The following is a 13925-nucleotide window of genomic DNA, read 5'->3' as shown; positions in this document are numbered from 1 at the left end:
TAAATAACAAGAACCTACCAAAAAGTATGGTACACACCAAAAGGTAAGTATATGAGTGAACGAGATTGGCATTGCGAAGATCCGAAACAACAGCTTATTTGGGCTGCGGCAACGAGTGAGACACTTAGAGTCCTAGAAGGGAAATGGAAAATGGTGATTATCTGTCAACTGTTTGCAGCAAAATGCCCCCTACGTTTCTCTGAGCTTGAGCGACGTATAGATGACATAAATCAAAAAATGCTGATCCAACAACTTAAGCAACTTGAGAAAGATGGTATTGTAGAGCGAACGGTTTACCCGCAAGTGCCACCTAAGGTTGAGTATCATTTGACTAAAATGGGTATCGCTTTGGGACCGTCAATGGAGGCTTTGATCGATTGGGCATTCTTACGACGTGAACAACTTATTCAAGAAGACAAAAAAGAAAGGAGTTAACGTATAAAGGTACATCATGGTAAATGGTTTTAGATAGAATGATTCGGTTTCATTGGATCCATTGGGGCATAGCCTGTTGATAAGTTATTAAGACAATTAGTTGTTACGAACAGGTTTGTACAATTGAGCCTTGAAACTTTATAATGCTCAATGAAATCAAAAGGTAAAATGTATTGTCCACGCAGTTCAACAAAAATCACCTTTTGAGATAAGTTTGTAGTCCAACTAAGGTTATTGAATGAAACAGTATCTAGATTTATGTCAACGTATAGTTGATGAGGGTGTATGGGTCGAGAATGAACGGACTGGAAAACGCTGCTTAACCGTTATTAATGCTGATTTAAACTACAATGTAGGAGCTAATGAGTTTCCCTTAGTAACTACTCGAAAGAGTTATTGGAAAGCAGCTATCGCAGAATTATTAGGGTATCTACGTGGTTATGATAGCGCAGCTCAGTTTCGAGCTATTGGATGTAATACATGGAACGCTAATGCCAATGAAAATGAAGCTTGGTTAGCTAATCCTTATCGTAAAGGTAAGGATGATATGGGCCGAGTTTATGGTGTACAGGGGCGCAGGTGGCGTAATTCAGTAGGAGAGGAGTTTGACCAGCTTCATAAGATCTATGATAACTTGCGAAACGGTATTGATGACCGAGGTGAAATTCTAACCTTCTACAATCCAGGTGAGTTTCATATGGGATGTTTACGTCCTTGTATGCATACTCATACATTTTCGTTGTTAGGTGGCAAGCTTTATTTGACTTCATCACAACGTTCATGTGATGTACCATTAGGTCAAAATTTTAATCAGATTCAAGTGTTTACCTTACTAGCTCTCATGGCTCAAATTACGGGCCACGAGGCCGGAAAAGCTTATCATAAGATCGTAAATGCACATATTTATGAAGATCAATTACAATTAATGCGTGACGTGCAATTAAAACGCGAACCGTATCCAGCCCCTAAACTTCACATTAACCCTGAAATTAAGTCTCTCGAAGATATTGAGACATGGGTAACATTGGACGATTTTGAAGTGGAAGGGTATCAGTATCATGAGTCTATCGCGTATCCATTCTCAGTTTGATACAAATATAAATTAAAAGTTAAGAAAGATGATAAATTTCTGTTAGGCATAAAGTATTAATATATGTGATTTATGCTATAAGGTATATATTTGTTAGCTAAGCTCTTGCTAGCTTTTAAGTACAAGGAAATTAAGTTTATACTTTTTATAGCATAGGTAGTTTTCGATAGATTAGTGCATCAGCTGGTTCGGTGTTGCATCTTTTAAAGCTAACATTTGTCTCAGTTTTTTAATCTCCTGTCTAGCTTCTAATAACGACCTTTTATCTGTATCAGATTGTGTTTTATAATAATCTCGTGACTCTCTCATTTTTTGTAACCGTTTATCTGAGTGTTGAGCGACTCTTTTTATATCTTGATATTCATTAAACCAGTAGATAACCTCATTTTGTGCTTGAATCATTTTTGCTTCAAGCGCATTCTTAACATCAGCGTTATCTATAGCTTTTTTTTCTTTACGCGATTTCTCTTCAGCTTTTCTGATATCTTTGAGCTGATTTAGCTTTTGGACAGGCCAACCACGGTTTGTAATAGTATTTCGATGAATACCAGTCATCTTCGAAAGTTGCGCTATAGTGGGTTTTAGTTTTTTGTTATTTTGAAGATCTATTAGGGCAATATTTAGAGCAGAAGTTATTGCTTCATAGTCATCATTATTTTTTTGATCATAAGCTTCATTACTCATAGTTCGATTGCCTCACCAAGATTTTCCAATACCATTTTGGCCTCGTTCATTGCTGCTAGAATTTGCTCACGAGACTCCAAATATTCTGGTTTATTGAGGTTGTTCTTATTTAACATGTAAACTTCACGCCATTTAGGAGCATGCTTGGTAGTTACAACGGCTTGTTTGCATCGAGCTGGGTTACAACGTAGTGAACCAATACATGGTAGGCTTGAGTCATACTCTTCTGCTCTACCACCATAGCAAAGCCCTTGTCCCATATAGACCATGGCAACCCCTTGATCTACCATAGCCTCATAAATCTCATCCTCTGTGTATCCTTCAGCCATATATCCACTAAACGTCTTGATCAGACCTTTTTTATGCTCACTCGCTTTACCACCATAATATGTACCATTTGGATTATGGGCAGTCTTAATAGCATCTAATTCAGCTGCTCGGCGCAGTGATTTCGTATCACCTTTTCGGTTACCGTCTTTTGACAGCATCTCACCTATATCACCGTAGCCTAACGTAACTGACGAGGTGGCGCCAGCAGATGTGTACTTAGAGATACTCTCTACAAAATGTTTCAATTGAAACGATATAAGAGGCAATCCAACTTCAGCCTTAAACAATTGATATGTTAATGTGTGTCTTAGCATGTAGGGATTGAACTTCAGTTCATCAGCAATGTTTTTGCCTAACAGTTGGCCTATAAAACTATTCATTTGATGTGTAATGCCATTACTAGCCATCGACTGAGGGGAGCTACCTGGTTTAACAGTATCTACATTAGAAATTAAGTAAGGTGAAACTTTAATTTTTGAAATATACGATGCTGCTAATATTGCATCTTTAACAATCGGTATAGCTACCCATCTGTCGTCAAACAAACCTGTACTAATTTCATCTTTATGTTTCTTGACGGTACTTTCAATAAGCCAAACGCCATCATCTTGAACTAAGCACGAACAATCTTTAACTCTTATTTCTGATAGTTCAGATGGTCTCATACCTGTATACTGGCCTACTAAATATGTGCATGCATACGCTACGAGGTTAAAGTATTCTCTAAGATCGTCTAACTTGTAACCACGTTTTTTCAATGCTTTACGTAAAGTCAGTCCACCCATAACATTAGAGTCTTTGTTAAGCATCCAATCATAAGGTTCGACTATATTTGTAACGAAACTCGGAGGATAACCTTTGGTTCCTAATCTAATAGCAATATAGGCGTTGAAAATTTCGTGGGTTACTCTTTCTTTATTTGCCCATGATACGTAGTTGCTTGTATCAAATCTTTCTAAAGAGTTAGGATCTGATATCTTTGCTGAAGCTCCTATAGCACTCAAAAAATCTACTACAATAAAAGATGCAATCTTTGATAAAGATTCAAAGACTAAGTCTGGTAACACTTGGCCTTTCTTGTCTTTATCAGCATTCGCCAGCTTCTTCCATTTCAGGCTATTTAACTCTACATAAGCGATAGGTTTTTCAAATACATATTTAACCGAAGCTGGACTGCGTAGATATTTAAAAAATTCATCTAGTTCTCTATCTTTTACACGATCATAGTTTTCAGCGGCTTTGGAATACAGTTCGGGTGTTATATCGGAGAGCGTTCTAACTTTTTCTTGAACAAACTCATAGCCTAACTCATAAGATGCCTGTTTAAATATTTCATTAATAAATGCTAAACCTCTTTCGAAAATTGCAATCAACGAGTTCACTTTTAATGATTTTTTTATTCGGCTTTTCCCCTCTTTTCCCTGCGGCTTGAAAATCGAATTGTTTAGCAGAGCCAGCTCGAATATAACTTTAATTTCTGTTAAAACGAATATTGGGATATCTGTATGCTTTGAAAAATTAATGCGGAGCTTTGCACCTTGGACATTTTGTGCAGCATTAGGATAGTCGTTATTAAAATTCCAACACATGTCAGAAAACTTTGATAATTTCGATACAGGTTTGTCCATAAGGTACGTCACATACGCTATGTCATATGTGTAATTATTTTGAAGGTGTTTCTTCTTTTGAACTGTAGCATGGTCTAGAGCATCTAAGATATATAAACGATGTTCTGCAAAACCTACTAATACATTTAGCTTTTTTTCATAGTCCATTAGATTACTCCATCAACTAGTGTGGTCGTTTCAATGTATTCTGCTAAACGCCGCCCATTTTCTAATTCTTCTAAGGAAAAATTAGATAGTTCTGGTTCTGTGATGCCTTTTATCAGCTCTAAATTCTCTGAGATTACATGCCCATAGGGTGTGTCCATGACACGGGAGTGCTCTGTCAAAAGCGTATAGTCACGCTTCATTGCAAAGATTTCAGGGAGGTTTTTAGCTGTAATAATGACATTGTCACAGCTCAAGCACTTATTATATTGTGAGCATGGAGTACCAGGTATGTAGGATGAAAGGTTTTTTACAAAATTTGGCGGGTCAAAAATATTTCTGCATTCAGCTAGAGGAGTATGAAAGGTTGTTACCAACTCATCATTTTTTTTGGACTTTATATCTTCTGGCACTTTCTCAACTTGTTTATCCAGAGTCGATTGATGTATCTCTTCTAATTCATCTTTTATCTTCATTCTACTCATGGAGTTAAAATCTAGAGAATCTATATAACCGAGAGTTGTTTGGAGTGAGGAGTGGCCCAACATGAGCTGAATTTCACGTACAGTTACGCCATTTCTAAGCATATCACTAACAAATGTTGGTCTAAACCGACTTATTGTAAGAGTTAGGGGGTCTCCTTCATCATTTTTTAAATTATATTTTTTAACAAACCTAGATAAACTAGCTCCCAATGCTTTTGCATTTTTTCCTTTGTTTCCTAATAGTGGAGATACTCTGCCGTGCTTTTTTGTACTATTCGACTGATAGATGAACAACCTATCTTTAAAAGCATCATCTTCAATATCTTGTCGAAAACTACCAGTTAATTGGTCCAACTCTTCAAAAATAACTTTTATCGACTTAGCTTGAGATGATGTAAGCCATGTCAGTTCTGCATTAAAAAGATCAAGGTGGTACTCTTTATAACCATCAGATCGCTCTTTCCAATATCTAAGGCAAGGTTTTGATGTTGCTTTATGAGAGTCTACGTAATCATCAATATCAAGTGAAAGTAAGGAGTCTGCATTTAGTCCTGTAATTTGGGCGAGTCTTAAAAGGTAAGGGATGAGTACGTCTATATTTATCATTGGGGGAACGCCCCATTCGTTGTATACCTCTATCAACCCTTTATCTGAATCGGCAATAATTGCCAAGAAAGATTTCTCGATAGTTGATTTAGCTGTATTATGATGGACTGGCTTACATTTTAAGCAGTTTTCAAAAAGCCATCTTGCATTGTCCAGTGTTGAAAGCCCGTATATTCGACCTCCTTTCTTATCCAGAGGGTTTTTTCCGACTCCACTTTTTTTGTAAGGAGTTAGAATTGCTCTAGATTCTCCTATACCTTTTTCAATAGCATCTAATATTTGAAGCCGCTCGTTCATTGTAAACGGCTTTTTAATATCTGTTTCTCTGCTTACAGAAAAACCACCCACATCAAAAAAAATGTAGTCTATATCGGACACTTGTTTTAATCTATATAAGGCCTTACGTACGGCACTTAGGTTTGTATTTGCGTAATGGCTTGAGATTTCTTCTTTTATTATCTTCTGTTCCAAATGCTTCCGATATCTAGACAGGAGATGCTGGTCAAAAGCTATTAAGATATTTAAGGGTACAGTTCCATGAAGATCTGATAAGAACTTGATAAACGACGTGCTCGCAGCTCTATAGTTACTCTTGCCTGATTCTGAGGCGACAGTCTTACAGTATGAAGCAAATAGTTGCTCAACCTGAATGAAAGGTTCTAACTTTGAAGGAATAAAAAAATCATTAGTAGCATTTAATTCTCTTGATGCAAGTCTATTAAAACGGTCTATCTGACTTTCACTGGAATTTTTTCTATTGACATTCGCTTCGCTTGTTCGCTCAACAACACTTTTATAATTTGGATCAATGATCCCAAGTTTTTCTAGATCATGATGGATTAAGTCAAAAGCACTTCTAACAGCGTTGAACTTTAAAGTATATTGTTTTATAGGTAATTTTTGTGAAGACATTCGACTAAGACAGATCTTATTGCCAAAAATAGGCAATTCACGCTTTTCTTTTTCAGATAACTTTCTATACCAATTCAGAAGTTTTCTTCGGTTTTCGAGGCCAGTAGCCTGGCTTTTTTCATCTAGAGTTACTAAAATTCCTTCTTCAGTCATTTTCTTAATTATAGGAGATGTAAGCTCTCTGTTTTCAGATGCAGCAAGATATGAGATTCCTACTGCATTTTGTATATATTTGACAGACACCCCAAAGCCTAAAGAGTTTTTAGCCGTACTAATCGGTATTTCCCACAATTCTTCTATATCTTTAACTGTTTTTGATACCCATTCTATGACAGCTGCTTCGGCGACATTAATCGGTTGTTTTTCTTCAAATCCCTTAAAGTCTGTATCTACGATATTTAGCTCAGAAAAACTCTCATGAACCTTCTCAATAGTTATTCCGCCGTTTTTCATTTGATGTCCTTAATGCCAATTCTTAACTGTGTCTGTTCAGATAAGCGCCTCATCTTCTCGGCCCTAGTTAATAAGTCACCATTCTCATCACACATACTGTTATAGATATCTTGGGGGATACTTGTATATATCTGTGTAGTCTGGAGATGGTTGTGCCCTAAGTTTTTTTGCACAATAACGAGCCGATCTAAGTAATCGGAACCTAAATCATTTGACTGCAATATTGCATAAGCATTTCCGTGCCTTAACTTGTGAGGAGAGATGCTTCGATCAAGGCAACCCTTCTTTATTGCACGTTCACTTATACGTTCAAGCAATTTGTTGATTGCACTAGGCGTATAGGGAGTACCTTTAGCATTAAAAAATGCTGGGGTTTTAGACGGCTCTACATATTTACGGGCGTATTTTTTATACAGGGGAGATGCATGATATTTCTGCACACGTTTGATAGTTGCTAAGCTAAGCAGAGTCCAGCGAGGCTTAATTTGATTACCACGGCCTTTACTTCCTTTAACTTTCAACGGCACGTAATCAGCATGAATAGGCTGATCAGTATCGCAGGAAATAAATTTTTCAGAACTAAAATTGCTAGTATCTTTAAAGTCCTGAAGGGTAACTCTAGGTAGTTCTGAACGACGTAAGCCAGAGTCGTACAGAAACTGGAGTAAAGCTCTTTCTCGTTCTGAATCAGTAAATTCAATCAATATGAAAAGGTCATCAAGTGTGCAAGAGCTAATCGGTGTGCGCTTTGGTGGTTTTGATAGCAAGCCATCGCTATATGGGTTGTCTTGTCTAAGCTTATCACGGTCTTCTGTAGGGCTACAAAGGTATTGGATGAAGGCATGTATTGTCTCATCTCGACTCCTAACAGTAGATGAGCTCTTATGATCTTCACGAATTAAAAATGTCAGGTATTCTTGAATTACGTATTTTGGAATCGTAATAAACACTTCATCAGATTCATTATCATCATAATCTGGACGACTACGAATATAATTTAAGAAGTAGCTTAGGTTTCTACCATAAGTAACTGCTGATTTGTAGGAGATTATTTGATGTTTAGATTGATACGATAAATACTCAGAAATAATAGGAAGGATCTTGCCATCATCGTCAAATATTCCAACACCATTCACTGTTACGGTTTTGTTCAATGATAAGTTTGGAATCTCATTGAGTAAACAAGACTTAGATAAATCTAACTTTGCATCAGAACAAACTTTAACATCCATAATAATCACTATCTCAATACATAGACTAAATTATGTATTGCATTATATACGATCTATTACTCCGTATTGTGCATTATTGTTATGGGGGTATAATAGAAATAAATCCGCTGAGCGCTGATAAAGCTGGCAGGACAGTTTATTGTCCGCAACGAAAAATTGAAATAAGGTATGGCAAGGTGGCAAAGCCACTTGCTCGGCTTCCTTTGGATTCCAACCAGAAACGATTAAGCGGCGCGAATTAGGATTGGTCTTTATTTGTTCAATCACGTCAGTGATTTGATCGACGCCATCGTTCTCATAGCTGCCGTCTTCCCGCTTGGTGGCGCCATAATTACGCCATTGATGACCATAAATGGGACCCAAGTCGCCAGCAGGACGGTTAAAGCGCGCGGTTTGGTCAGCGGTCGCCCATTCATTCCAGATACGCACGTTATTTTCTTGCAGATAATCGACGTGAGTGCTACCGCTTAAAAACCAAAATAGCTCATAAACGATAGATTTAAAATGGACTTTTTTGGTGGTTAATAAGGGAAATCCATCGGCTAAGTCAAAACGTAGCTGCGCACCGAAGTGGCTTAGCGTACCAGTGCCAGTACGATCGCCTTTTTCAGTGCCATTCGTCATGACATATTTTAGCAAGTCTAAATAGGCTTGCTCATTTTTACTGTTATGGTAATTACTGGTCATAAAGGTACTCTTTTACGCTGTTAAAACGTTTCTTTAAATTATTTCTTAAAATACAGTTTTTAAAAACATCGTTATTAAAAATCTGGTTCTTAATATCATGCTCACTATAGCCTTTAATAGGGTAGTGGATACTAAATAAGGCTTAATAAGCCGACTGCTTACCCCAATCATAGATGCCACGCTTATAAGCGTAAATCAGCATGATGAGACCAATAATAATCATTGGCGCGCTCAGTATTTGGCCTTTGGTCATCCAGCCCAGTAAAATAAAGCCTTGGTCGGCATCGGGCTGACGGAAAAACTCGATAATAAAGCGGCTGAGACCGTAGCCTAATAAAAAGATAGCCGAGACCGCCATACGAGGACGCGGTTTTGAGGAATACCACCACAAAAAGATAAAGAGCAGCAGACCTTCAGCAAAGGCTTCGTAGAGCTGTGATGGGTGACGCGGCAATAAATACTGCCCATTGACCTCTAGCATCAATGCTTGCAACTCAGGGTTGGTTTGTAATTGCTGCGCATCAAATGCTGCGGCTTGCGGAAAGTAAGTCAGCCAATTGTAGCCACCGTCTGAGACGCGGCCCCATAGCTCACCGTTGATATAGTTGCCGATACGACCAAACAGCAGACCCGTTGGTACACAAGGAATAATAAAATCGAGTACTTGAAAAGGGGGCTTTTTATATTTGCGGGCAAAATACAACATGCCTAACAAAACACCAATCATGCCGCCGTGAAAAGACATACCGCCTTCCCATACCTTGAAAAGATAAGCGGGATTTTGCAAAAGCTCGCCAAATTGATAAAACAATACATAGCCAATACGGCCGCCCAAAATCACCCCAAGGGCACCAAAAAAGACCAAGTCAGACACCATGTCGGTGGTCCAGTTATCGCGTTTGGAGCTGCGATACCATGCAAGGCCATAAGCAGCGGCAAATGCCAATAAGTACATTAAACCATACCAGTGCACTTCTACTGGCCCCAAGGACAGCGCTACGGGGTCGAACTGAGGATGAATCATCATAAAGGCATCATATTATTGATAATGGAATGTGGCCCATAATAGCAAAATTCATCCGTTGGGAATACTATGATAAGTTTATCGATAAATAAATGGGTAAGTAAATGGTGTATTGAATCAATAGCAAAGCACTGCAAAAACCGCTAAGATGAAAAAAAGTGCTTCAATTTCTAAGGAATCCTTATGCAGCTGCCTTTATCAACATTATCCTTGCTAGGAATCATAGCTTCAGGCCTCACGCTGTGGGTTCCGAGTAGCGCCCAAGCAGCGATGAGCAATATTGAAAACATCACTATCTATCAAGGCTTGGCAAGTGTCACACGTTCATTGCCAATCAATGGTAGTGGCGAGCAAACGCTGGTTTTTTCTTGTTTATCGCCGACTATTGACTCAGATAGTATCAGCGTACAGGCACTAGGCAATGTCAATGTTGGCGAAGTCAGTATCGAAACCTTGAGTGCTGAGCAAGCGGCGCAATGTCAATATGGCCAATATCAAGGCGATGCCAAAGTACAAGTCCAGAAAAACAATCTTGCCGATATCAGTGCTGAATTAGAAGCCGCACGCTTAACCAAAGCCTATTTGCAAAATTTGACCAAAGTGACGCAAATTAATACGACTGGCACATTGGCCAATAACGCGCGTGATTTAGAAATGCAAGCGGCCAATATTAATAAAAGAATTGTCGAGCTACAGCAGCGCGAGGCACAAGCAAAAGATGCGCTCAATCAGCTGCTAGCGGGCAGTACGACCTCAAAACAGAATAGCGTGACCCAAGTCAGTGTACGCACCGCCAGCCGCACGCCAAGTACGGTTAAACTGCATTATCAAGTACGCGGTGCCAGTTGGGAGCCGACTTATCAAGCGCGCTTAAATACCGACAGTAAGCAGCTGAATATTACCGCCTCCGCCATCATCGCTCAACAAACCGGCGAGAACTGGAGCAACGTGCCCGTTATTTTAAGCACGGTTAATCCCAACCAAACGACCACCAGTCAGCTGCCACAAGTTGAGCGCTTGTCATTATATGAAGAACAGCAAAATAGTAAATTGGCGCGTTATGCAGCGCCGATGATGGAGATGGAAGCATCGCCTGTCGTTGTTGTTTCTGCAAGAGACAATTATGGCGGCGGTGCAGAGATGCCGCCACTACCGAGCTTTACCGTGAGCAGTCAAAACAAAAACGGCATCACCGAATATCGCTTGCCGCAGCGTGTGAGTATTCCCAGTGATGGCAGGCGCGTACGCACGGTCATTGATGAGCAATCTGGCACCAGTAAGCTTTGGCTACGCAGTACACCAAGTGCCGAGACCGCCGCTTATTGGTATGCATCCGCGCCGTTCTTGACGCCTGCTTGGGCTGATGGCTCGTTGCAGCTATACCGTGATGATAACTATGTCGGGCAGTCGCGCTATAATTATCAAAACTTAAAAGAGCAGGGTATTGGTTTCGGTATTGACCCAAGTTTGCTGGTCAAGCAATTGACCGATGAGAATAAACAAGGCGATAAAGGCGTGTTTAACCGTCAACAAACCAAAACCATCACTCAAGCGTATCAATTTACCAATCAGCACAATCGCAGCGTACGCTTGCAAGTGTTAAGTGCTGAGCCGTTGAGCAGTGATGACAGTATCAAAGTCACGGCGGCGCACACTCCAACTGTCAGCCAAAAAGATTGGAATGACCATAAGGGTATGGTCGCTTGGGAGTTTGATTTGCCAAGTAAGCAATCACAAGTGCTGCAATCGACGTATCAAATCAGCTACCCTGCCGATAAAAAACTGAATACCAACTAAGCGCTAATAATTTAATATTTATATCAAGGAAAACTATGTGTATCGTCGCCATTGCTTGGCAGTTGTTTGATGAGTTGCCGTTGGTTTTATTGTCCAACCGTGATGAGTTTTTGCAGCGTCCCACAGAATCGATTCATCAATGGGAGGATAAGCCTATTTATGCAGGGCGCGATAAGCAAAGTGGCGGTACGTGGCTTGGCATTCATCAACAGCAACATGGCGATTTTTACGAGCAAAACGGACGCTGGGCGGCAGTATTAAATTTTCGTGATGGTGTGCAGGCAAGTCATGACGAACGCTCACGTGGTGCATTGGTCACCGATTTCTTGATCAGTACACTAAGCCCGATAGAGTTTGCTCGGCAAATCAGCTTACAAGATTATGCGGGTTTTAATCTTATTATTGGTGATGCGGCGCAAGCGGTGATTGTCAATAATCGTGGTCATGCACCGACACCTTTATATGCTGGATTGTACGTACTATCTAATGGTCAGCCAGAAGAAGGGTGGTTTAAGACTGAGAAGTTACGTGGCCGTTTAAGACAAGAAGTATTGCCTTTGATTGCTGAAAATAGCGCTCCTAAGTATTGGCAAGAAGCGGCGTTTGCCGTGATGTCTGATAAAACGCCAGCGCCAGAAAATAAATTACCCGAAACGGGTGTTGCTAAGCAGATTGAGCGAGCACTATCTTCTATTTATATCGAGTCTGCTGAGTTGAGTAGTATGAATAAAACAGCCATGCCAAGTTATGGAACGCGGACGCAAAGTATTTTAACCTTACGTAAAGAAGAGAGATCAGACAAAAAAATCAAAGCCACGCTTGTAAGCCGTGAATGTCAGCCTAGGTAAATTTAACATAAAAAAAATACCCCTATGAATAGTAGCTATTAATAGGGGTATTTGTTTTTTGATTGTCAAAGCAGGCAATATGCTTATTCCACCAACAAATGGTTGTTTTGTTCTGGAATAATCAGTTCTTGTTTAAGCGGTAGTTCGCGCACCAATTCTTGCAAGGCGCGACGATATACCCCGCGTTTAAAATGAATCACTTGTCCGAGTGGATACCAGTAGCTGACCCATTGCCAATGATCAAATTCTGGTTTACCCTCATCAAAGCGGATATGTTGAGTATTCGGCTCATCTAAGCGCAGCAAAAACCATTTTTGTTTTTGCCCAATACACAAAGGATACTGCCCATGACGCACATAGCGTTTTGGCAAACGATAACGCAACCAATCTTGCGTGACCGCCAGTAGATCCACATGACGCGGATGTAACCCGACCTCCTCCCAGAGCTCGCGATACATTGCATCCATCGGCGTCTCCCCGCGGTCGATACCGCCTTGAGGGAACTGCCAAGCGTTGTGACCAATACGTTTTGCCCACAGAACTTGCCCTTGTGTATTTGCCAAGATGATGCCGACATTGGCGCGAAAGCCGTCTGCATCTATCATGACTAAACCCTTTTAAATTGTTTAAAAATAGCTTATTTCGACAAGGTACAACAACAGCAATCATAGTTATTATAGGGTGATCACCATCAGTACTATGACAAAATAAGATTCATTACCGTTATTAAACCAAGAAACAACCAAAATGTGTAACAGTATTTTGCTATAAAATGTTTCACAAGATTAATACTTTAAAATCAGTGACTTATAAGTCTACTTTTGTAAGTAAATTCCGTAGATTTTTCTAAGAATGATAAGTCGCGGTAACGATAGGTGTATAAATACTTAAATATCGAATATTATTGTTAAAGCATAAATAAGGTAGCGGTTTATAAAAGGTAAGCAAGAAAAGGCAAACGAGGAAAGGGCGTCATAAATCTGGTTTTTGCTTATGCTACACTAACAAAAAACAGTATTTTTCAAGAAAAGATTGTATTTCAAAAAATAAGAAACCGTTACTATTCAAGTTAAAAATCATGTCAAATTAAAAAGCATATGAATTAAGAAGCATGCGCATTCAAAATCGTAGCAATTAAAACAAGGAATATCTAAGATGTCAGAGTCAAAAGCAAGCATCACGTGGCAAGAAAATAAAGCCTTTATGGGTGTATCGCCATCAGGACATAACGTCCAAATCGATGCTGATAAAGAAAAGGGCGCCAGTCCAATGGAGCTGATTTTATTAGGACTTGGTGGCTGTGCCAGCTACGATGTGGTGGCAATTTTACAAAAATCGCGCCAACAAGTGACAGACGTACGTTGTGAGCTGACCGCTCAGCGGGCTGAGACCATTCCAGCAGTTTATACCGACATTCATATGCATTTCATCGTGACCGGACAAGAAGTCAAAGAAAGCCAAGTAGAAAAAGCCATCAAACTATCAGCCGAAAAATACTGCTCAGCCAGTCGGATGCTGGTGCAGGGCGGCGTCAATGTGACTCACGATTTTGAAGTCATTGCAGGATAGG

The 13925-nt window shown here is 39.7% G+C and carries 12 protein-coding genes; 5 read left to right on the top strand and 7 right to left on the bottom strand.

Going from position 1 to position 13925, the window contains the following annotated elements:
• Positions 1-51: 51 nt before the first annotated feature.
• Positions 52-435, top strand: a complete 384-nt coding sequence (locus tag B2866_RS05355; RefSeq protein ID WP_095570550.1) for a winged helix-turn-helix transcriptional regulator — start codon at positions 52-54, stop codon at positions 433-435.
• Between the two features lie 238 nt (positions 436-673).
• The gene (locus B2866_RS05350) at positions 674-1525 is read left to right on the top strand and encodes a thymidylate synthase (protein ID WP_036600623.1); all 852 of its coding nucleotides are present in this window, start codon (positions 674-676) and stop codon (positions 1523-1525) included.
• Between the two features lie 171 nt (positions 1526-1696).
• Here the strand turns inward: B2866_RS05350 and B2866_RS05345 are convergent, their stop codons facing one another.
• The 6 genes from B2866_RS05345 to lgt form a co-directional block, all read right to left on the bottom strand.
• Complete coding sequence (locus B2866_RS05345) at positions 1697-2209, bottom strand: hypothetical protein (protein ID WP_109592144.1); 513 nt, start codon at positions 2207-2209, stop codon at positions 1697-1699.
• Complete coding sequence (locus B2866_RS05340) at positions 2206-4314, bottom strand: site-specific integrase (RefSeq protein WP_296191352.1); 2109 nt, start codon at positions 4312-4314, stop codon at positions 2206-2208. Before B2866_RS05340 ends, B2866_RS05345 begins: the two co-directional genes overlap by 4 nt.
• Positions 4314-6767: a site-specific integrase gene (locus B2866_RS05335; protein ID WP_109592140.1), complete on the bottom strand. Its 2454-nt coding sequence runs from the start codon at positions 6765-6767 to the stop codon at positions 4314-4316. The genes B2866_RS05340 and B2866_RS05335 overlap by 1 nt, the downstream gene beginning before the upstream one ends.
• On the bottom strand, positions 6764-7999 hold the full coding sequence (locus B2866_RS05330; protein WP_109592138.1) for a tyrosine-type recombinase/integrase: 1236 nt from the start codon (positions 7997-7999) through the stop codon (positions 6764-6766). Before B2866_RS05330 ends, B2866_RS05335 begins: the two co-directional genes overlap by 4 nt.
• Before the next feature lie 42 nt (positions 8000-8041).
• Positions 8042-8686, bottom strand: coding sequence for a thymidylate synthase (gene thyA, locus B2866_RS05325; protein ID WP_296191346.1), 645 nt, complete (start codon positions 8684-8686; stop codon positions 8042-8044).
• Between the two features lie 142 nt (positions 8687-8828).
• Positions 8829-9713, bottom strand: coding sequence for a prolipoprotein diacylglyceryl transferase (gene lgt / locus B2866_RS05320; protein ID WP_296191344.1), 885 nt, complete (start codon positions 9711-9713; stop codon positions 8829-8831).
• A 180-nt stretch (positions 9714-9893) separates the two neighbouring features.
• On the opposite strand from lgt, the gene B2866_RS05315 reads away from it, so the two are divergent.
• Positions 9894-11507, top strand: coding sequence for a DUF4139 domain-containing protein (locus tag B2866_RS05315; RefSeq protein WP_296191342.1), 1614 nt, complete (start codon positions 9894-9896; stop codon positions 11505-11507).
• 35 nt (positions 11508-11542) lie between these two features.
• Positions 11543-12355, top strand: a complete 813-nt coding sequence (locus tag B2866_RS05310) for an NRDE family protein (RefSeq protein WP_296191341.1) — start codon at positions 11543-11545, stop codon at positions 12353-12355.
• An 83-nt stretch (positions 12356-12438) separates the two neighbouring features.
• On the opposite strand, the gene B2866_RS05305 is transcribed toward B2866_RS05310, so the two are convergent.
• Positions 12439-12960, bottom strand: a complete 522-nt coding sequence (locus tag B2866_RS05305; RefSeq protein WP_068403735.1) for an RNA pyrophosphohydrolase — start codon at positions 12958-12960, stop codon at positions 12439-12441.
• Positions 12961-13510: 550 nt separating this feature from the next.
• Here B2866_RS05305 and B2866_RS05300 point away from each other — a divergent pair.
• Positions 13511-13924, top strand: a complete 414-nt coding sequence (locus B2866_RS05300) for an OsmC family protein (RefSeq protein ID WP_296191337.1) — start codon at positions 13511-13513, stop codon at positions 13922-13924.
• The last annotated feature ends 1 nt before the right edge of the window (position 13925 follow it).

The sequence above is a fragment of the Psychrobacter sp. UBA3483 genome (assembly GCF_002377905.1).
In the GTDB taxonomy this organism is placed as follows: domain Bacteria; phylum Pseudomonadota; class Gammaproteobacteria; order Pseudomonadales; family Moraxellaceae; genus Psychrobacter.
This window is presented reverse-complemented; position numbering and strand designations above follow the sequence as displayed.